Source organism: Novosphingobium sp., from assembly GCF_039595395.1.
In the GTDB taxonomy this organism is placed as follows: Bacteria; Pseudomonadota; Alphaproteobacteria; order Sphingomonadales; family Sphingomonadaceae; genus Novosphingobium.
On the sequence record NZ_JBCNLP010000001.1, the window covers coordinates 1,911,443 to 1,930,204 of the forward strand.

Here is an 18,762-nt window from a genome sequence, read left to right on the forward strand (position 1 = left end):
TCTGGGGCGCGGGCTGCATTCTGGGGCGGCCCGAAGGAGAGCATGATGGACGTTTCCAATGTCGTGATGGGCAGCCATCTCTCGATCAGCATTTCGGGTACGGCGCGGCTGCAGCAGCAGAGCGGTGCGGCCGTGCCTGACAGCGACACACAGGCCAACGCCGCGCAAACCGTGACGGCGGCCCTGAAGGCGGCTTCATCGCCCACGCTGCAGGCGATCGAAAAGGCGCTGGAGGCTTTCTCGCCCTCGGCCTCGCTCGATGGTTATCAGGACGGGCGGCGGTTCTACAACGGGTCGGGGCTGTATATCGATATCACCGCCTGACAGGCCGAGGCGCGAAAAAAAAGGCCGGTCAGAAGACCGGCCCTTGGAAAGTTTTGGGAGAGGATGCCTGAAAGGCACAGCCCTTCTGGCAGAAGGCGCCTTTTGCTGCAATTGCGAAAAATCGATCAGACTTTGCGCCAAATGCGATTACAGGCTGGCGCAGGCCTATTTCGCAGGTGCGGTGGGCGTTTCGTAAACCGCGGTCAGCTTCGCCCCTTTCAGCGGATTGTTGCCATCCTTGCCGGGCTTGAGTTCCCCCAGCCCCAGCGGCCTGGCGAGCCGGATGTCGAGGTCGAAATGGCCCGTGGGATGCGGAAAATCGCGCGTAAAGCGGATCAGCGCATCGCGGCTGGCCGCATCCACCAGACTGTCGGGCAGTTTGCGCAGATCCGCTTCGGCCTTTTTCTGCCATTTGGGGATGACCTCGGCCGGATCATCGTCAGGCGGGATCATTGCGATGATCATGGGCATCAGCATGCCCTCGAACAGGGTGCGGTTGTCCAGAACGAGCCGCGTGTGCAAAATCCGCAAGCCGCCTTTCATATCCTGAAGCGAGGGCTGATCGGGTCCGCCCGCTTCGTCAGGCGCGAAACTGGCCTCGACCTCAAAGCCGATATGGCCGATCCACGGGCTTTCCAGCGCCAGTTCGCGGATGACGATCTGTTTGCTGGCCAGATCGAACCCGGCATCGAGCCGCACATCGAAGGGTTTTTGCGTCAGCGCGATCTGATAGCGCGTGTGCGAATTGCCGATCTGCGGGAAAAAGCGGATGCCCCTGGCCGTCAGCTTGATGTGGCTGGGGAAGGTTTTCGACTTGCGATCCCACCCTTCCAGCCCCGCCACGCTCAGATCCGCGATCATCCAGGACTGATAGGTGCCCTTTTTGAGCTGCACATCGGTGATATGGCAGCCCGCCTCGGTCATCTCCACCTTGCTCTGCGGCGTGACGGCCTTTTCCAGCAGCCCGGTCACAAAGGCGCAACCCTTGGGCGTGGGCGCGGCCTCCGCCCTGTCCGTCACGGCGAGCGCCAGCAGGGCCGATAGCAGCATGCCGGCAGAATATCGCTTGATGCTCATGCAGTGATCCTGATGCTGTCGATTGAAACATCGGCTATTCGTGATGGCGCCGCGCCGCAAGGGTGGAACGCGCTGTGAAGAGGTAAAGCGTGTTTTCGGTGTTGGCAGGAACCGGTTTGTGCTCTGGCGGTTCAGGATCGGGCCTTTATCAGGGCCATCGCGATATCGGGAAGATGAAAGGCTGATGGGTTGAAGGTTTTTGCATATGGTTGCCTTGCCGCGGCCAGTATGGCGCTGGCGGGATGCGCGGCGGATCGCGGGGGCTCCTATCTGGCGCCGGTCAATCTTCAGCCCTCCGGCCCGGCGCAATTGGGCTCTGGTCGCTATCTCTATCAGTTCGAACTGCGCGACGCCCGCCATGCGCTTGAACCGAACAAGCCCTTTGCGCTCAGCACCCAGAATATGCGGGGCCATGGCCTGCCTTTCGTGGCGGATGCCAAAAAGGTCTATCAGGGCGTGACCGATGCGCAGGGGCGCACACCGATCATCGCGTTGCCCTTCCGGGTGAAGCCCGCCAACTGGCGCCTGCGCGAAAGGTTCGGCTCGGGGCCCAATGGCGAGGATTTCCATCTCACCGACCCGAAAGGCAAACATGGGCTGCCGGGTATGGGCTATGTGCTGGTGGTCTGCTCGAAGCCGCCCCGGCATTATGAGGGCGTCAGCAATGCGCAGGGCTATACCGCCTATGTCGCGACCGAGCAGGCCGAGCAGGTGCTGGTCTATGTCGATGGCGGCGACGAGGATATCGACGCCAGGGTCAAGGATGGGTGCGGGGCGGACAAAGGCTCGTAAGCTGCCGTGTCGCGGATGCCATGAGCGGATCAGGGAATACGCCTAAAAGCGATTGCCGCAACGCAGCAAAGCGATATAACCCAAGCCCATGGATCGAGCCGTTACAGCGCCACTGGCCCATCGTGGCGATATCGACGGCCTGCGTGCCCTCGCCATTCTGCCTATTCTGTTCCTGCATTGCGGCCTGCCGGGCCTGCGCGGCGGCTTTGTCGGGGTCGACGTCTTTTTCGTCATTTCCGGCTATCTGATCACCGCGATCATCGGGCGCGAAATGGCCGAGGGGCACTTCACCCTGATGGGCTTCTACCGCCGCCGCATCGTGCGCATCCTGCCTGCGCTGGCGGTGATGATGGTGGTGATGCTGGGCGTGGCGCTGCTCACCATGTGGCCGGTAAGGCTGCGCGATCTGGGCCAGTCGGTCACGGCGACCAGCGCCTTTGCCTCCAACATCTATTTCTATTTCACCGCCGATTATTTCGCTCAGGCCTCCGACGCCAAGCCGCTGGTGCACACATGGTCGCTGGCGGTGGAGGAGCAGTTCTACCTGATCTATCCGTTGCTGCTCTCGCTGCTGGTCCGCCGCCCGATGGGTGAGGCGCGGCGCTGGGTGATCGGCGCCTCGGTGCTCTCGCTGCTGGGCGGCTGGGCGTGGGGGCTGGCCGACAGCACGGGCGCCTTCTTCCTGCTGCCCTCGCGCATCTGGGAGCTGATGGCAGGCGCTCTGGTTGCGCTGGGCGCGGTGAAGGTGCCGGGTGACAAGGCCAAGCGCGACGTGCTGAGCCTTGCCGCTCTGGCGGCGATTGGCGGAAGCTGCGTGCTGCTCAAGGCGACATGGTCCTTCCCGTCGCCCACCGCAGTGCCAGCGGTGGCGGGGGCGGCGCTGCTGATCGCGCTGGGGCCCGATACGGTGGCGGCGCGCATTCTGTCGTGGATGCCGTTTCGTGCGGTCGGGCTGATCTCCTATTCGGTCTATCTCTGGCATCGCCCGATCATCGCCTTTTACGAGATGAACCAGGGCGTGGAATGGGCAAGCTGGACGGCGAAGCTGACGCTGTTCGCCTTGTGCCTGCTGGCCGGAGCGCTGAGTTATTGGCTGGTGGAAAAGCCCGCGCTGCGCCGCTGGCGGCATGGCAAGAGCCGGGGCCCGCATGTTGCGGCGCTGGTCGGTCTGGTGGGCATGGCGCTGGTGGGGCAGGCGGTGGCGGCCAATTCCGAGCATATCCGCCCCATCGCGCCTGATGTCCGCCGCATCGTGAGCTATCTGGACTGGGACAAGACCCCCGCGGGCGAGCGCCAGTTCAGCACCGGACACTGCTTTATCCTGCCCACCGATGGCTCGCCCGATGACCGGGCCGATCATCTGGCCTGTGTCACGCCGCAGCCCGGACAGCGCCATGTGATGCTGGTGGGCGATAGCCATGCCGCCCAGCTCTCGCAGGCCCTGCGTGAGGCTTTGGCGAAAGGCCCCGCGCCTGCCCAACTCCTGCAGGTGACGGCGGCGGGATGTCGTCCGCTGATCGAGGGGCCGGGGCTGCCGCGCTGTCGCCGCATCCATGCGCGCGGCTTTGCTCTGGTGGCGGCGCACCGCGTGGATGAGGTCATTCTCGCCGGGCGGTGGGCTCCCAACGAGATTCCGAACCTGCTGGCCACGATCCGCACACTTCAGGCCGATGGTGCCCGCGTGACGGTGGTCGGCCCGATGGTGGAGTATGATGCCGATATGCCCTCGCTGCTGGGCCATGCCTGGGAGAAGGCCGACCGGGGCGGCGCCGACCCGCTGGCCTCGCATCGCCTGATGGACCGCATCGCGCTCGATCGCGAGATGACGCAGGCGATGCAAGGCAAGGGCGTGACCTTCGTGTCGGCCACAGCGCTGGAATGCCCGGATGGCCGCTGCCGCATGCTGGCGAGCGACGGGGCACCGATCCATTTCGACCATTCGCATCTGACGCCGGGCGGCGCGCGCGATCTGGTGGCGGCCATTCTGGCGATGCAAAAGCGGTAACGCCGACGGCTTGCCATCGTAAGACAATCGGTGAATGGTACACCCGGACGCCGGACAGGGCGTCAGGGAGAGAGGATGTGCTGTTGAACCGTCGCGGGGTGATGCTGGGTGGTGCCGCCATGGGGCTGATGCCCAAAGCCGCGCTTGCTGCCAAAGTCAGCGCCGCCCAAGCCCCCACTGAATGGCACTTCGACAATCTCGACAGGATCGGCGGCCATGCGGTGAAGGTGCTGGGGCAACCCGGCCTGACCACCAGCCCATGGGGCCCGGCCATCGTCTTCGACGGCGCGCATGATGCGCTGCTGATCGATAACCATCCGCTGGCGGGCGCCAAAACCTTTACCTTCGAGGCCCAGTTCCGCCCCGATGGTGGCGCCTTTGCCCAGCGCTGGTTCCATCTGGAAAGCATTCTCGACCCTGCCGCGGCGCCCGGCGCCAGCACCACGCGCATGCTCTTCGAGCTGCGGGTGGCCGATGGGCAATGGTATCTTGACGCCTTTGCCACAGGGCCGGGCTACAAGCAGACGCTGATCGTGCCGGGCCGCCGCTATCCGCTGGGGCAGTGGTATCATGTCGCCCAGAGCTTCGACGGGCAGCATTACCGCAGCTTCGTCAATGGCGAGCTGCAGATGGAAACGCCTTTGCCTTTCGCGCCTCAGGGGCCGGGGCGGTGCTCGGTGGGGGCGCGGCTCAACGGCGTGGACCATTTCCACGGGGCAATCCGCATGGCGCGGTTTTCGCCCTATGCGGCGATGTAAGGCGCTATAACTTGTCGAAGACCGATCCCATGCGCGGGGCGAACAGCCGCTCATAGGTGCGCAGCAGATGGGCGTCGGTCATGCCCGAGACATAGTCGCAGATGATGCGCAGCGGGTCCGGGGCGCGATCCAGCTTCGCCTGAATGTCGATGGGCAGGAAGGCGCTGGGCTCCGACTTCATCACCTCGAAGACGGCGATGACCATCTGCTGGCCCTTGAACTCCAGATGCTGGACGCTGGGGCTGCGGATCACCGTTTGATAGACGAAATCGGTCACCGCTTTCAGGAAATCCGCGACGGGCCCCGGCAGGCTGGCGCGATAGCGCAGGCGCGGTTCGTGGAAAGCTTCATCCTGCGCGAAACATACCTGCGGAATCACGAAATTGAGGATGCGGTTGATCTGGTGCTTGCGCTTGCCGCCATCGGCAAACAGCCTTTTGGCCAGTTCGCCATGCACATCATTGCCATATTCGCCGGGATACTGCTGGGCGAGATAATCGAGCAGGCCCTTGCAGCGCTCGGCGGGCAGATGGCGGTGGAACTGGGCGGCATCCACCAGCTTCAGCGCCAGCGCATCCTCCATATCGTGGATGCCAAAGCTGATATCGTCGGCCAGATCCATGATCGAGCAGGCCAGCGACTTGTGCCGCGCCCGCCCATGCTTGCCCTCGCGCATGTCGAAGCTGATGAAGCGCTCGCGGTCGCTGTCATCCAGCGGCGCCAGCACCCAGTCCACGACGTCGCTCTCGCCGTCGAGATAGCATTTGGGCGGCACCGAGGCATGGCGATCAAGCAGAGGCGTCCCGCTGGTGCCGTCCAGCATCGCCGGGCGCAGCGCGGGATTGGCGACCTGCGCATAGGCCACCGGATATTTCAGCACGCCCAGCAAGGTCTCGCGGGTCAGATTGGAGCCATGCCTGGCCGAGAACTTCTCCAGCCTTGAGAGGATGCGCAAGGTCTGCCCATTGCCCTCGAAACCGCCATTGTCGCGCATGCAATAGTTGAGTGCCACCTCGCCGCCATGGCCGAAGGGCGGATGGCCCAGATCATGCGTGCAGGCAATTGCCTGGATCAGCGCGTGATCGGGCAGATGCTCCAGCGCGGGATGGGTGGGCTCATTGTGGCGCAACTGCTTGATCAGGCCGCCCGCGATCTGGGCCACCTCCAGCGAATGGGTGAGGCGGGTGCGGTAGAAATCGCTGTCGCCCAGATTGAGGATCTGCGTCTTGCCCTGCAGCCGCCGGAACGAGGCCGAATGCACCACCCGTCCGTAATCGACATCGCCGGGGCTGCGCGCGTCGAAGCTCTTGGGGGTTTCGGGGGTTCTGCGTTCCAGCCACATCGATCCCGCATCATCCTTCTGCTCGCTGATCACGGATGCTGTGGGATATTGCCGCCGCGCTGGCAAGGCCCCCCGAGAGCTTCGACGCGCGCAGCCCACAGGCCCGTTAATCATAGTCTCTCGACTGGTTTTAACCACTTGGGTGCATTGCCGCGCATGGAGGGATGGGAGGCAAGACGTGAAGGACTGGCAGGATCAGTTCCATCGCCTGCTCGATGCCCATGGCGCGATCATCGCGGCGGCAGGCCAGATCGAGGCGGTGTTTGAAGCGGTGGTGACAGCGGTCTTCGTGGCGATGCCGCAAGCCAGCGGCGCCGTCATCGAGATGCGCGACGGCGAGGAGATCGTCTATCGCGCGGCCAGCGGCGCCATGCTGCGCGACCGGATCGGGTTGCGCATGAAGCTGGCGGGCAGCCTGTCGGGCACCTGCCTGCTGAGCGGCGAGGCACTGCTCTGCCATGACAGCGAGAGCGACAACCGCGTCAACCGCGAGGCCTGCCGGGCCACGCATGTCCGCTCGATGGTGGTGGTGCCGATCCCGTTTCAGGGCGAGCATGTCGGCGTGCTCAAGGTGTTTTCCAGCCAGCCCGAGGCCTTCGGTCAGGACGATATGATGGTGGCCGGGCTGCTGGTCGCCCCCATCGCCTGCGGCATCGCCAGCGCCGTCCAGATCGAGACCGCGCAAAACCACAGGAGCATGGCCCGCCGTTTCGAGGCAACCTTCGAACAGGCGGCGGTCGGCATGGTGCATGTCGGCCCGGATGGCCGCTTTCTGCGGGTGAACAAGCGGTTCTGCGTGGTGACCGGGCGCAGCGCCGATGAGCTGTGCCAGCTTACCTTTCAGGACATCACCCATCCCGACGATCTGGCGCTCGATCTGGAGCAGCTTGCCGCGTTGACGGCCGGAGAGATCGACCACTATCAGCTCGAAAAGCGCTATCTGCTGCCCGATGGCGGTGCGGTCTGGACCTATCTGACCGTTTCGATGGTGACGCTGGAGGATGGCACGCCCGACTTTTTCCTCGCCGTGGTGGAGGATATCTCCCAGCGCAAGGAGGCCGAAAACCTGGCCCTGCGCGACGCGCTGACCGGCCTGCCCAACCGCCGCGCCATGCTTCAGCGGCTGGCGACCGAGATGGGCGGGCTGCCCGAGGCGCCGCGCAGTCTGGCGGTGGCCTATCTCGATCTCGATCACTTCAAGCAGGTCAATGACCGGCTGGGCCATGCGGTGGGCGATGCCTGTCTGGTCGAGGTGGCGCGCGGCATTCAGGGCGCGATCCGTGGCGGGGATACGCTCTATCGCATTGCGGGCGATGAGTTCGTGCTGCTGCTGCCCGGCGCGGGGATGGAGGATGTCGATGGCATTCTGCGCCGCCTCAACGATGCGATTGCCTTGCGCATCGCCCATACCGACTGGCGGGTGGGGGTGAGTTCAGGGGCGGTGGTGTTGATGCCGGGGACGAAGGCCTCGGTCGAGGAGGTGATCAATGCTGCCGACAGGATCATGTATGAAATCAAGAAGATCAGGGACGATCTTGGCGAAGATGATGAAGTGATCGCCCATCACAGAGTGCGCAGCTTCGAGGATATCGTGGAGATGGCCCCGCGGCAGTGATGGCGGGGCTCTCTGCGGATATCAGCACCACATATCAGCACCACAGGGCCCCCGCCTTCAGATGGGGGGTGGTGCATTTGGCGTTGGGCACGGGCAGCTTCATGCCCGGATGCCACAGGCCCAGCCGCTGCAGGATGTTGGGCATGTCGGAATCGATCGCCGCCAGCGGATTGCCGTCGCCATAGCGGGTCGCGCTGCGATAGCGCAGGGCCTGCGTATAGATGCCGTTCGCGCCCGGCTTGCTGACCGTGATCCAGAAGCCGAAAGGCGCATCGCTGGTCGGCTCGGCCCAGATGATCGCGCCGCGCAGCGGGCCGCTTTCCATATAGCGGATTTCCTGATTGTTGTTCCGCCCGGTCTGCGCGCGATAGGCAAGGGTGAAACCGTCCTTCGCCTTGTCATAGGTGAGGGCGGCAAAGCCCACGCGCTGGTCGTTGTTGACGGCATGAATGCTGGAGACGCCGACCAGCAGCAGCGGGCTGCCCTCACGCGGATAGACGATGCGGGCGTCATTGAGATAATGGGCGTCCGAATAGGTATCGCCGGGCCCATGCGACAGGGCGAGCAGATTGGGCAGGGCGGGGGAGCAACTGCGCCCGCCATCCTTGCTGAGGCACAGGCGGATCGCGCCGGGGACGGTGCCTTCGTCCATCACCGGGTCGGGCACCTCGGGGCCTTGCGTGGCGGTCAGACGCCATGCCGAATTGGGCCAGTTGATCGAGGCAAGCTCGCCCGGCTTGGCCATGGCCGTGCCTGCCGCGCAGAATGCGGCCAGCACCCATGTCGAACGCCACAGCCTTGCCATCATGGTCTTCATCCGCTCCTGTTGAAGTGCTTCGATATCAAAGCTCTGCGTGCTGACCAAGCGCCGTGTGGCAGGCGGTGGTCTCGAAGGCTTCGATGATCGGGCAGGGGCCTTCCTGCCCATGCGCGCAATCCCGCGCCAGACGGGAAAGCGCATCGCGCGCCGCTGTCAGTTCCGCGATGTTGCGCTCCAGCGCGGCGATGCGGGTCTGGGCCATGGCGCGGGCCCTTGGGCGGTCCAGCGTGCTGTCCAGCGCGATCAACTCGCCGATTTCGTCTAGCGTAAACCCCGCCGTCGCCGCCGAGCGAATAAAGCGCAGCCGCCGCAGATCGCCCTGGCCATAGCGGCGGATGCTGCCGCCATGGCCATGCATCTGGCTCTGCGCCGGCACGTCGAGCAGGCCCCGGCGTTGGTAGAAACGGATGGTTTCCACCCCCACGCCGCCCGCGCGGGCCAGTGTCGAGATCGTCATGTCACTCATGCGCTTGACTCCGTACTATGGTACGGAGCGTATAGAGCAGGCCTGTCCAACAGGAAAGATGCTTGCCATGTCCCCATCCGCCCCAACCGCCACGCTCTATCGCATGGTGATGCCCGGCCACACCTGCCCCTTCGGCCTGAAGGCGCGCCATCTGCTGCGCAGCCGAGGCTATGTGGTGGAGGACAAATGGCTGACCACGCGCGAAGCAACCGACGCCTTCAAGGCCGCGCATGATGTGAAGACCACGCCTCAGATCTTCATCGACGACCAGCGCATCGGCGGGCATGACGATCTGCGCCGCCATCTGGGCCTTGCGGTGGCCGATCCCAAGGCGACCAGCTATCGCCCCGTCGCGGCGCTGTTTGCGATCACCGCGCTGATGGCGCTAAGCACCAGTCAGGCGGTGGCGGGCACGCCTTTCACAATGCAGGCGGCACAATGGTTTATCGGCTTTTCGATGTGCGTTCTGGCGCTGCTGAAACTGCAGGATATCGAGCGTTTTTCGACGATGTTCCTCAATTACGATCTGCTGGCGAAGCAATGGGTGCCCTATGGCCGCATCTACCCCTTTGCCGAAGCGCTGGCAGGCGTGCTGATGGTGGGCGGGGTGCTGACATGGCTTTCGGTGCCGATCGCCCTGTTCATCGGCGGGATCGGCGCGGTGTCGGTGTTCAAGGCGGTCTATATCGACAAGCGGGAGCTCAAATGCGCCTGTGTCGGCGGATCGAGCACCGTGCCGCTGGGCTTTCTCTCGCTGACCGAAAATGTGATGATGGTGGCGATGGCGCTGTGGATGGTGCTGCGCTGAGGGAGGCCGATCTCATGCCTGATGCCACGATCGCTTTTGAACGCACGATCCCCATCCTGCGTATCTTCGACGTGGCCAAGGCACGGGAGTTCTACCTCGATTTCCTGGGCTTCACCGTGACGATGGAGCATCGTTTCGAACCCGACCTGCCGCTTTACATGGCGGTGGAGCGGGCGGGGCTGGACCTGCATCTTTCCGAGCATCACGGCGATGCCTGTCCGGGATCGACGGTCTTTGTCTGGATGCGTGGGCTGCATGACTATCATGCCGAGCTGACCGCGAAACGCTATGGCTATGGCCGCCCCGGCGTCGAGGCCCTGCCGTGGGGCGACCAGATCGAGGTGCATGACCCCTTCGGCAACCGTATCCGTTTCTGCGAGAAGACCTCAGGCCGGTGAAGGCTTGCTCAGCCATGGCGAGCCTTTGAGGCAGAAGCGCCATGGCGTGTCCACCGCCTTGCTGATGCCGATGCGCGGGCCTTCGACCACCTCCACCGGTTCGCCGGGGATCAGGTGAAACGGCGGCTGGCTGAGCGGCTGGCCGTAGAGCCCATGATCCACCCCCAGCGCCTGCGTCAGCTTGCCGGGGCCCGAGCAGAGGCCGCGCTTGTCCGCGATGCCGCGCCGCGCGATCATGGCCTCGATGCCGAACATGGGTTCCAGCGCGCGGATCAGCACGCCGCGCCCCTTGCCGCAGCCCATGTTGAGGCACCAGTGAAGCCCGTGACTGCGATAGATATAGGTGTGGCCCGGCGGCCCGAACAGGCTGGCGGTGCGCGGCGTGGGGCCGCGAAAGGCGTGGCTGGCCGGGTCGAGCGGGTCATAGGCCTCGGTCTCGACGATCGGTCCGCCCACGCCATCGACCAGCAGCGTGACCCCGATCAGGTCACGCCCGACAGACACGGAATCGCGGTCGAAGAAGTTGGGAGGAAGCTCAGCCATCGCCATGGAAAGGCCGCGCGCATCGCGCCGGTTCCATGCGGGAAAGCTTGGCAGCGTTTTCCGAGCCGCCGGCTGATGCCACCCGGCCTGGAAACGCTTTATTGCCCATCGTAGGCGTTGCTCTCGGCCTCGATGGCGCGCAGTTCGACCAGCGTCTTGTCGATGGCCTCGCGCTGATGCTCCAACTGGGCGATGCGCTTGCGGACCTGGCCCAGCAGCATCTGGTTCTGTTCGACATGCTGGGGGTCGGCATCATAGAGATCGAGGAAATCCTTGATCTCCTTGATCGAAAAGCCCAGCCTTTTGCCGCGCAGGATCAGCTGCATGCGCGCCACATCCCGCTTGGCATAGATACGGGTGTTGCCGACGCGCTGCGGTTCGATCAGCCCCTTGTCCTCATAGAAACGCAAGGTGCGGTGGGTTACGCCCAGATGTGTCGCCACATCCTGAATGCCGCGCAAGGACGGCGCCTGTTTGGCGTCAGCGGTGCTGCGGGGGGGCGGCGAAGCGCCTGATTGTTGGGCAATCTCGTCCATGGCGTCCCTTCCATGCCTGATCGATGCCGTAATGATGGTTAACCTAAGCGTCAATGAGCAGTTTAGCCGGGTTTTTCCCGCTTCAGACGCTCTTCCTCCACAAGTTCCTTCTTCGATAATTTGCCGACCATTGTCTTGGGCAGGCTTTCGCGCACTTCCACCTCGCGCGGCAGCTCGATACGGTTGAGCCAGCCTTCGAGAAAGGCGCGGATTTCGGGCGGCGTGGCCTCATGCCCCTCGCGCAGTTTCACGAAAAGCTTGGGTGCCTGGCCGCGATAGGGATCGGGCACGCCGATGGCGATGGCCTCCTCGATGGCGGGGTGCTGATAGGCCGCCTCCTCGATCACGCGGGGATAGACGTTGTAGCCGCCGCACAGGATCATGTCCTTCATGCGGTCGATCAGGAAGATATAGCCGTCCTCGTCGATATAGCCGATGTCGCCGGTGCGCAGCGCGCCATCGACGAAGACATTGGCCGTCTCCTCCGGCTTGTTCCAGTAACCGGCCATCACCTGAGGGCCGCGCACGCAGATCTCGCCCTTTTCGCCCACCGGCAGCACGCGGGTGGGATCGTCCATATCGCGGATCTCGATCAGCGTGCCGGGGAACCGCCGCCCGCAACTGTTCTCCTTGATGACCCCGTCCACCATATTGCAGGCGACGATCGGCGAGGCCTCGGTCAGCCCATAGCCTTCGCAGACCCGCGCGCCCATCAGCTCCTCGAAGGTCTGGCGCACATCCAGAGGCAGCGGCGCGCCCCCTGAAATGCAGGCGCGCAGACCCGAGAAATCGGGCCGTTGCTCTTCCGGCAGGGCGTTCAGGGCGATAAACAGCGTGGGCACGCCGAAGAACAGCGATGGCGGCTTGCGCTTGATGGTTTCCAGGAACTGGCCCATCTCGAAACGCGGCAGCAGCACCAGCTCGGCGGCGATCTCTACCGAGAAGTTAAGCACCGCCGTTAAGGCAAAGACATGGAACATCGGCAGCACCGCCAGCGTGCGCTGCGGGCCCTTCAGCCCCTGGCCGATATGCGCCCGCTGCTGCAGGGCATTGGCGGTCAGGTTGCCATGGGTCAGCATCGCCCCCTTGGGCGTGCCGGTGGTGCCGCCAGTGTATTGCAGCACCGCCAGATCCTCGGGCAGAACCTCCACGGGATCATGGGGCTCGCGCCGCTCGACCAGGCGGTTGTAGGCGACATGCAGGCCATCTTCGGTGAAATGGGCATGCTCGCGGATTTTCAGCACGCGCCAGCCCAGCGACTTCATCGCGGGCAGGATCGCGGCCATCGGGCACATGACGATCTTCTCGATCCCCACGGCCTGCGCCACATTGCGGACCTTGGCATGGATCGCGGCGATATCCGGCACGGCAACCATGCGCGCGCCGGAATCGCGCAGAATGTGCTCCATCTCCCGCTCGGTGTAGAGCGGGTTCATGTTGACCACCACCGCGCCCAGTTTCAGCGCGGCAAAATACAGCACGATGAAATAGGGCGTGTTGGGCAGACACAGCGCAAAGCGATCCCCTTTCGCCAGCCCCAGATCCTGCAGGCCGCGTGCCGTGCGCTCCACCAATATGCCGATGTCCTTATAGGCCCAGGTGCGGCCCAGGAAATCGACGGCGGGGCGCTCGGCATGTTCGAGCACGGCATGGTCGAGAAAGTCGGTGACCAGCCGTGGCTCGAACTCCCAATTGTGCGGGATCGGCTCGATGACGGGGCGTGGTTTGGTGGCCATGAAAGGGGATCGCCTTGCTTAATCTGTGTCGTGTCGTTGCGTCAGAAGCTCACCCGGCCACCCAGCGAGAGGATGAACACATGCGGCGAGGTCACCGCGCCGTTCACCAGGATGGGCGTCTGCACCACGGTGCCCGCATAGGCGGCGGTGGTGCGGTTGACCGCGCCATTGTCCAGCGTGAGATAGTTGAAGGCGGCGTCGATCTTGAAGCTCTTGCCGAAATTATGCGTGGCACCCGCCGCGAAGTTCCAGCGGTTGCTGTCAGGCACGCGGGCGTCGCGCTGGTCACCGCGCACGGGGGTCAGGTCGCGCTGCACGCCGCCACGGATCGTCCATGTGGGGGAGAGGTCGGCATCGAAACCGGCGGCATAGCTCCAGGTGTTGCGATAGTTCTCGGGCATGGCGGTGTTGAGCGGCGCGCCCAGATAGATGTTCTTGAAATTGTTCCAGCCATAGCGGGTCACGCTGCCGTTCAGCGTCAGGCCGGGGGTGATCTTGTAACGCGCACCCATGTTGACCTGCCACGGCGTGGTGAACTGGGCGCTGGTGTTGAGCGTGGTGTTCTGCCCGGCCAGCGGGCCCAGCAGCCCGGCCACCGTCACGGAACCGTTGAGCGTATGGGTGATCGCCGACTTGTAGCTGGCGCCAAGGCTGATCGGCCCGCGGTGGAACTGCGCGCCCAGCGAGAAGCCGACATCCCAGCCGCTGCCCTTCAGCGCCTGACTGCCATCGGGCAGCAGCGGCGAGAGATTGGGCAGGGCATTGCTGAGATAGGCGGTGGCCCGTTCGACATTGACCGCCGCGCCGACACTGAAGCCGGGCGCCAGCTCGGCCGCGATCGAGGGCTGGATGTCGATGGTGCGCAGGCGCGTGGTCATCGCCGTATAGCGCGCCCAGCTCGTCGGGGAATATTCCGTGGTGAAGTTGTAGGGCGCGGTGATCGCCAGACCCAGCGAGAGATGCGAGCCGATGCCATGGGCGATCGAGCCCGAAGGCAGCACGCCATTGTTGATCGGGTTATGCGTGGTCTGGTCGCCGCCCACCGGCGCCGGAGCCTGCCCCGGCCGCACGATCAGCGTGTTCACATTGGACACGTCCGCGCGCGGCAGAATGGCGGTGACGCTGATCGCCGCGCTGCCTCCTTCCAGCCCGCCGATCGAGGCGGGGTTCCACCACAGGCTTTCGGCACCCTGGTCGGCCACTTCGCCCGAAAAGGCACGGCCAGAGGCCTTGGTCGACTGGTCCTGAAGATAGAAGCCGCCGGCCATGGCCGGTGCGGCGCTCAGCATGGTTCCGGCGATTATGGCTCCGGGGAGGCCGCCGGCCAGCCAAAGCATGCGTTTACCATAGGCCGGCGCCTGCCAGCGGGTGGCAAATGCTTTCATCAGTCTTCTCCCACTTGTTGGTGGCCCGGTTGACCGGGCTCACCGAATGCGTTTGTTATCGAATCCGCTTCCATGTCTGGCTCTTGCAGAGCGGCCAGACGATGCAGCCTTTCACATTGAGCGTATCGGCATCCATAACGGTGATGGTGGCTTTATACGTGCCGCCGTCATCGGCATTGTAGATGGTGCCCTTGTCCCAACCCCAGGGCATCTGACGGAAATCGCGCAGAATTTCGATGCCCTTGAGCACGCGGCTGCGCTGTGATTCGGTCTTGTTGTAGATGTCGCGCAGGTCGGAATTGGCGCGAATGCCTTCGGAATCGACCAGCGTGCCGCAGATCGACGGGCCGCAATGGTGGATCTCGACCACGCCTTGCTTGGTGGGCGTGGCCCAACGGCCGATCACGGCATTGGCGGTGCCTCCGGCAGGCGCACCTTTGGGCGCGTCTGCGACTGCCACACTCTGGGCCATCAGGGCTGCTGCCATCAGCATCAGGCTCATGGGTATCTCCATCCTCTTGGAAAGCGAGAGGGCTGTCTTCGCCCTCTTTCGCTTTGTGCCAGAACTTTCCGAATTGGCGAATCACATCATGCATCAAAACTATGTTGACGTATAGGTCAATTTGGGCACCATTAATGCAGATGGTCCGGAGCAAGCGACTCACGGACGCCATGTGGAGAGATGTGTGATGGCTGAGTTGAGCCAAGATGTGGTGATTGCCGGTTATGCCCGGTCCCCGTTCCATCTGGCGGGCAAGGGCGCTCTGGCCCGTACCCGTCCCGACGATCTGGCCGCCGCCGTGGTGCGCGCGCTGGTCGAGCGGACCGGGATCGATGCCGCCGCGCTGGAGGATCTGGTGCTGGGCTGCGCCTTCCCGGAGGGCGAGCAGGGCTTCAATGTCGCGCGTCTGGTGGGGCTGCTGGCCGATCTGCCGCTGTCGGTGGGCGGGATGACGGTCAATCGTTTTTGCGGTTCCTCGATGAGCGCGATCCATTATGCGGCGGGGCAGATCGCTCTGGGCGCGGGGCAGGCGTTCCTGTGCGGCGGCGTCGAATCGATGAGCCGCGTGCCGATGATGGGCTTCAATCCGCTGCCAAATGCCGAGCTGGCCAAGCGCAGCGCCGCCTATATCGGCATGGGCGACACCGCTGAAAATGTGGCCAAAACCTATGGCATCAGCCGCGAGCAGCAGGAAGCCTTCGCCGTCGAAAGCCAGCGCAAGGCCGGCGAAGCGCAGGCCGAAGGGCGCCTGAGTGAAGAGATCGTCCCCATCGCCACCAAGGCGGGCGTGGTCGACAAGGACGGCTGCCTGCGCCCCGGCACCACGGCGGAAGCGCTGGCCGGGCTGAAGCCGGCCTTCAGCGCCACCGGCAGCGTAACGGCGGGTACCGCCTCGCCGCTGACCGACGGCGCCAGCGCGGTGCTGGTGACCAGCGGGACCTTTGCAGGCGCGCATAATCTGCCGTTGCTGGCCCGCGTAAAAGCCGTGGCGATCAGCGGGTGCAGCCCGGAAATCATGGGCATCGGCCCGGTCGCGGCGAGCAAGAAAGCGCTGGAGCGCGCCGGGATCACCGCTGCCGACCTCGATGTGATCGAGCTGAACGAGGCGTTTGCCAGCCAGGCGCTGGCCTGCATCGCCGATCTGGGGCTCGATCCTTCCAAGGTGAACATCGATGGCGGCGCGATTGCCATCGGCCATCCGCTGGGCGCCACGGGCGCGCGCATCGTGGGCAAGGCGGCCTCGCTGCTGGCACGCACGGGCGGGCGCTATGCGCTGGCGACGCAGTGCATCGGCGGCGGGCAGGGCATCGCCACGGTTCTGGAGGCGGTGTGATGAGCGGCGTTTCAAAAGTCTGCGTCATCGGCGCGGGGACGATGGGGGCGGGGATTGCCGCTCAGGTCGCCAATGCGGGCGTTCCGGTGCTGTTGCTCGATATGATGACCGAGGGGCCGGACCGCAGCGTGGTCGCCCGCAAGGCACTGGAAAAGCTGGGCAAGGCCGAACCGGCTGCCTTTATGAGCAAAGCTGCCGCCAAGCTGGTCGAAGTCGGCAACATCGAGGATGATCTGGCCAAGGTCGCGGATTGCGACTGGGTGATCGAGGCGATCATCGAAAAGATCGAGGCGAAGCAGGCGCTCTATGAAAAGCTGGAGGCGGTGCGCCGCCCCGGCAGTGCTGTGTCCTCCAACACTTCGACCATGCCGTTGGCTGTGCTGACGCAGGGCCGCAGCGAGGCGTTTCAGCGTGATTTCCTCATCACCCATTTCTTCAACCCGCCGCGCTATATGCGTCTGCTGGAGGTGGTCGCCGGGCCGCAGAGCGATCCCGCTCTGGTCGCCGGGATCAGCGCCTTCGCCGATCGCGCTCTGGGCAAGAGCGTGGTGACGGCGCGCGACACGCCGGGCTTTATCGCCAATCGCGTCGGTACCTTCTGGCTGCAGTCGGCAATCAATGCGGCCTTCGATCTGGGTGTCTCGGTGGAAGATGCCGATGCCATTGCGGGCAAGCCGATGGGCGTGCCCAAGACCGGCATCTTCGGCCTGGTCGATCTGGTGGGCATCGATCTGATGCCCTACCTCAAGACCAGCCTGACGCGCAGCCTGCCTCAGGACGACCCCTATCAGGCCATCGCCAAGGACCATCCGCTGATCCTCAAGATGATCGGCGATGGCTATACCGGGCGCAAGGGCAAGGGCGGCTTCTATCGCATCAACCGCGAGGCGGGGAAGGTGAAGGAGGCCATCGATCTGGCGACGGGCGAGTACCGCAAGGCCGCCAAGCCCGTCTCCATTCCGGGCGCGGCGCAGAAGGATCTGCACGCGCTGGTCAGCCTGCCGGGCAAGCTGGGCGCCTATGCCTGGGCGGTGCTTGGGCCGACCTTGGCCTACTCGGCCTCGCTGGTGGGCGAGGCGGCCGATGATGTGCTCGGCATCGATACGGCGATGAAGCTGGGCTACAACTGGAGCTATGGCCCCTTCGAACTGATCGACCGGCTGGGCAGCGATGTCTTGGCCAAGCGTCTGGAAGCCGAAGGCATCGCGGTGCCCGAAATCCTGCGTATCGCTGCGGGGCGGCCTTTCTACCGCGTGGACAATGGCCAGCGCCAGTTCCTCGGCCTCGATGGCGAGTACCATGCCATCACCCGCCCCGAAGGCGTGTTGCTGCTGGAGGACATCAAGGCCGCCTCCAAGCCTCTGCTGAAGAATGGTTCGGCGGCGCTGTGGGATGTCGGCGATGGCGTCGTCGCGCTGGAGTTCACCGGCAAGATGAACGCGCTCGACGGCGATGTGATGATGCTGATCGGCAAGGCGATCCCGCTTGTGGCCAGCCAGTACAAGGCGCTGGTGGTCTACAATGAGGGCCGCAATTTCTCCGCCGGGGCCAATCTGGGCCTTGCCATGTTCGCCATCAACATCGCCGCATGGGGCGAGGTGGAGAAGCTGGTCGCAGGCGGTCAGGCGGCCTACAAGGCGCTGAAATACGCACCCTTCCCGGTGGTCGCTGCGCCCTTCGGCATGGCTTTGGGCGGCGGTTGCGAAATCTGCCTCAATGCCGATGCCGTGCAGGCTCATGCCGAGACCTATATCGGTCTGGTCGAATGCGGCGTGGGGCTGATCCCCGGCTGGGGCGGCTGCGGCGAGATGATCCAGCGTTTCAGCGAAAACCCCAAGCTGCCGCATGGCCCGATGCCTGCCGTGGCCAAGGCCTTCGAGACGATCTCCACTGCCACCGTCGCCAAATCGGCGGCCAATGCCAAGGAGGTGGGCTATCTGCGCGCCAGCGACGGCATCACCATGAACCGCGACCGGCTGCTGAACGATGCCAAGGCCAAGGCTCTGGCGCTGGCCGAGGGCTATCAGCCGCCCGCGCCGCCGGTTTTCCGCCTGCCGGGTGCCGGGGGCAAGGCCGCGCTCGATCTGGCGGTGCGGGGGTTCCGGGCAAGGGGGCTCGCCACGCCGTATGACGAGGTGGTCGCGGGCAAGCTGGCCCATGTGCTGAGCGGCGGCGATTTCGATATGGTCGATACCGTCACCGAGGCGGATCTGCTGGCGATGGAACGCGCGCAATTCGTGACGCTGGTGCGCGACCAACGCAGCATGGCGCGCATCGAGGCGATGCTGACCACCGGCAAGCCCCTGCGAAACTAAGATCGAG

General features: G+C 64.5%; 18 protein-coding genes. 9 read left to right on the plus strand and 9 right to left on the minus strand.

Annotated features, from left to right (window positions below; all coding sequences use genetic code 11):
* Positions 1-42: 42 nt before the first annotated feature.
* Positions 43-324 carry a hypothetical protein gene (locus ABDW49_RS09005; protein ID WP_343611307.1) on the plus strand — a complete coding sequence of 94 codons (282 nt, stop codon included), beginning with the start codon at positions 43-45 and terminating at the stop codon, positions 322-324.
* A 165-nt stretch (positions 325-489) separates the two neighbouring features.
* Here ABDW49_RS09005 and ABDW49_RS09010 read toward each other — a convergent pair whose 3' ends face one another.
* Positions 490-1,401: a hypothetical protein gene (locus ABDW49_RS09010; RefSeq protein ID WP_343611308.1), complete on the minus strand. Its 912-nt coding sequence runs from the start codon at positions 1,399-1,401 to the stop codon at positions 490-492.
* Positions 1,402-1,590: 189 nt separating this feature from the next.
* Between ABDW49_RS09010 and ABDW49_RS09015 the strand changes: the two genes are divergently transcribed.
* The 3 genes from ABDW49_RS09015 (at position 1,591) to ABDW49_RS09025 (ending at position 4,956) form a co-directional block, all read left to right on the plus strand.
* Positions 1,591-2,193 (plus strand): hypothetical protein, encoded by a 603-nt coding sequence (locus ABDW49_RS09015; RefSeq protein WP_343611309.1) that lies wholly within the window; start codon positions 1,591-1,593, stop codon positions 2,191-2,193.
* Positions 2,194-2,281: 88 nt separating this feature from the next.
* Complete coding sequence (locus tag ABDW49_RS09020) at positions 2,282-4,198, plus strand: acyltransferase family protein (protein WP_343611311.1); 1,917 nt, start codon at positions 2,282-2,284, stop codon at positions 4,196-4,198.
* Positions 4,199-4,275: 77 nt separating this feature from the next.
* Entirely contained in the window at positions 4,276-4,956 is a 681-nt protein-coding gene (locus ABDW49_RS09025) for a LamG domain-containing protein (RefSeq protein WP_343611313.1), read from the plus strand.
* Positions 4,957-4,960: 4 nt separating this feature from the next.
* Here ABDW49_RS09025 and ABDW49_RS09030 read toward each other — a convergent pair whose 3' ends face one another.
* Positions 4,961-6,298 carry an anti-phage deoxyguanosine triphosphatase gene (locus ABDW49_RS09030; protein WP_343611314.1) on the minus strand — a complete coding sequence of 446 codons (1,338 nt, stop codon included), beginning with the start codon at positions 6,296-6,298 and terminating at the stop codon, positions 4,961-4,963.
* 178 nt (positions 6,299-6,476) lie between these two features.
* Here ABDW49_RS09030 and ABDW49_RS09035 point away from each other — a divergent pair, with 178 nt between their 5' ends.
* A complete protein-coding gene (locus ABDW49_RS09035; RefSeq protein ID WP_343611316.1) occupies positions 6,477-7,913 on the plus strand; it encodes a diguanylate cyclase in 1,437 nt (478 codons plus the stop codon).
* A gap of 34 nt (positions 7,914-7,947) precedes the next feature.
* Here the strand turns inward: ABDW49_RS09035 and ABDW49_RS09040 are convergent, their stop codons facing one another.
* Both ABDW49_RS09040 and ABDW49_RS09045 read right to left on the minus strand, forming a co-directional pair.
* A complete protein-coding gene (locus ABDW49_RS09040) occupies positions 7,948-8,730 on the minus strand; it encodes a hypothetical protein (RefSeq protein ID WP_343611318.1) in 783 nt (260 codons plus the stop codon).
* 25 nt (positions 8,731-8,755) lie between these two features.
* Entirely contained in the window at positions 8,756-9,199 is a 444-nt protein-coding gene (locus ABDW49_RS09045) for a MerR family DNA-binding protein (protein ID WP_343611320.1), read from the minus strand.
* A gap of 67 nt (positions 9,200-9,266) precedes the next feature.
* Between ABDW49_RS09045 and ABDW49_RS09050 the strand changes: the two genes are divergently transcribed.
* Together ABDW49_RS09050 and ABDW49_RS09055 are read left to right on the plus strand one after the other, a co-directional pair.
* A complete protein-coding gene (locus tag ABDW49_RS09050; protein WP_343611321.1) occupies positions 9,267-10,007 on the plus strand; it encodes a glutaredoxin in 741 nt (246 codons plus the stop codon).
* A gap of 14 nt (positions 10,008-10,021) precedes the next feature.
* The gene (locus ABDW49_RS09055) at positions 10,022-10,405 is read left to right on the plus strand and encodes a glyoxalase superfamily protein (RefSeq protein WP_343611323.1); all 384 of its coding nucleotides are present in this window, start codon (positions 10,022-10,024) and stop codon (positions 10,403-10,405) included.
* On the opposite strand, the gene ABDW49_RS09060 is transcribed toward ABDW49_RS09055, so the two are convergent.
* From ABDW49_RS09060 to ABDW49_RS09080, 5 genes are all read right to left on the minus strand, one after another.
* A complete protein-coding gene (locus ABDW49_RS09060; RefSeq protein WP_343611325.1) occupies positions 10,394-10,948 on the minus strand; it encodes a DNA-3-methyladenine glycosylase in 555 nt (184 codons plus the stop codon). The two genes, ABDW49_RS09055 and ABDW49_RS09060, sit on opposite strands and share 12 nt — an antisense overlap.
* Positions 10,949-11,046: 98 nt before the next feature.
* Complete coding sequence (locus ABDW49_RS09065) at positions 11,047-11,484, minus strand: MerR family DNA-binding transcriptional regulator (protein ID WP_343611327.1); 438 nt, start codon at positions 11,482-11,484, stop codon at positions 11,047-11,049.
* Positions 11,485-11,546: 62 nt separating this feature from the next.
* Positions 11,547-13,220, minus strand: a complete 1,674-nt coding sequence (locus ABDW49_RS09070; protein WP_343611329.1) for a long-chain fatty acid--CoA ligase — start codon at positions 13,218-13,220, stop codon at positions 11,547-11,549.
* A gap of 41 nt (positions 13,221-13,261) precedes the next feature.
* Positions 13,262-14,605, minus strand: a complete 1,344-nt coding sequence (locus ABDW49_RS09075; protein ID WP_343611331.1) for a porin — start codon at positions 14,603-14,605, stop codon at positions 13,262-13,264.
* Between the two features lie 55 nt (positions 14,606-14,660).
* Positions 14,661-15,107 (minus strand): DUF2147 domain-containing protein, encoded by a 447-nt coding sequence (locus ABDW49_RS09080; RefSeq protein WP_343611333.1) that lies wholly within the window; start codon positions 15,105-15,107, stop codon positions 14,661-14,663.
* A gap of 187 nt (positions 15,108-15,294) precedes the next feature.
* Here ABDW49_RS09080 and ABDW49_RS09085 point away from each other — a divergent pair, with 187 nt between their 5' ends.
* Both ABDW49_RS09085 and ABDW49_RS09090 read left to right on the plus strand, forming a co-directional pair.
* A complete protein-coding gene (locus ABDW49_RS09085; protein WP_343611335.1) occupies positions 15,295-16,440 on the plus strand; it encodes a thiolase family protein in 1,146 nt (381 codons plus the stop codon).
* Positions 16,440-18,755: a 3-hydroxyacyl-CoA dehydrogenase NAD-binding domain-containing protein gene (locus ABDW49_RS09090; protein ID WP_343611337.1), complete on the plus strand. Its 2,316-nt coding sequence runs from the start codon at positions 16,440-16,442 to the stop codon at positions 18,753-18,755. The genes ABDW49_RS09085 and ABDW49_RS09090 overlap by 1 nt, the downstream gene beginning before the upstream one ends.
* Positions 18,756-18,762 lie beyond the last annotated feature (7 nt).

What these genes read in the sequence shown, in the direction of transcription:
- ABDW49_RS09005 (WP_343611307.1), top strand. Translation starts at nt 43, where the DNA reads ATGATGGACGTTTCCAATGTCGTGATGGGCAGCCATCTCTCGATCAGC.
- ABDW49_RS09010 (WP_343611308.1), bottom strand. Translation starts at nt 1,401, where the DNA reads ATGAGCATCAAGCGATATTCTGCCGGCATGCTGCTATCGGCCCTGCTG.
- ABDW49_RS09020 (WP_343611311.1), top strand. Translation starts at nt 2,282, where the DNA reads ATGGATCGAGCCGTTACAGCGCCACTGGCCCATCGTGGCGATATCGAC.
- ABDW49_RS09030 (WP_343611314.1), bottom strand. Translation starts at nt 6,298, where the DNA reads ATGTGGCTGGAACGCAGAACCCCCGAAACCCCCAAGAGCTTCGACGCG.
- ABDW49_RS09040 (WP_343611318.1), bottom strand. Translation starts at nt 8,730, where the DNA reads ATGAAGACCATGATGGCAAGGCTGTGGCGTTCGACATGGGTGCTGGCC.
- ABDW49_RS09045 (WP_343611320.1), bottom strand. Translation starts at nt 9,199, where the DNA reads ATGAGTGACATGACGATCTCGACACTGGCCCGCGCGGGCGGCGTGGGG.
- ABDW49_RS09050 (WP_343611321.1), top strand. Translation starts at nt 9,267, where the DNA reads ATGTCCCCATCCGCCCCAACCGCCACGCTCTATCGCATGGTGATGCCC.
- ABDW49_RS09055 (WP_343611323.1), top strand. Translation starts at nt 10,022, where the DNA reads ATGCCTGATGCCACGATCGCTTTTGAACGCACGATCCCCATCCTGCGT.
- ABDW49_RS09060 (WP_343611325.1), bottom strand. Translation starts at nt 10,948, where the DNA reads ATGGCTGAGCTTCCTCCCAACTTCTTCGACCGCGATTCCGTGTCTGTC.
- ABDW49_RS09065 (WP_343611327.1), bottom strand. Translation starts at nt 11,484, where the DNA reads ATGGACGAGATTGCCCAACAATCAGGCGCTTCGCCGCCCCCCCGCAGC.
- ABDW49_RS09070 (WP_343611329.1), bottom strand. Translation starts at nt 13,220, where the DNA reads ATGGCCACCAAACCACGCCCCGTCATCGAGCCGATCCCGCACAATTGG.
- ABDW49_RS09075 (WP_343611331.1), bottom strand. Translation starts at nt 14,605, where the DNA reads ATGAAAGCATTTGCCACCCGCTGGCAGGCGCCGGCCTATGGTAAACGC.
- ABDW49_RS09080 (WP_343611333.1), bottom strand. Translation starts at nt 15,107, where the DNA reads ATGAGCCTGATGCTGATGGCAGCAGCCCTGATGGCCCAGAGTGTGGCA.
- ABDW49_RS09085 (WP_343611335.1), top strand. Translation starts at nt 15,295, where the DNA reads ATGGCTGAGTTGAGCCAAGATGTGGTGATTGCCGGTTATGCCCGGTCC.
- ABDW49_RS09090 (WP_343611337.1), top strand. Translation starts at nt 16,440, where the DNA reads ATGAGCGGCGTTTCAAAAGTCTGCGTCATCGGCGCGGGGACGATGGGG.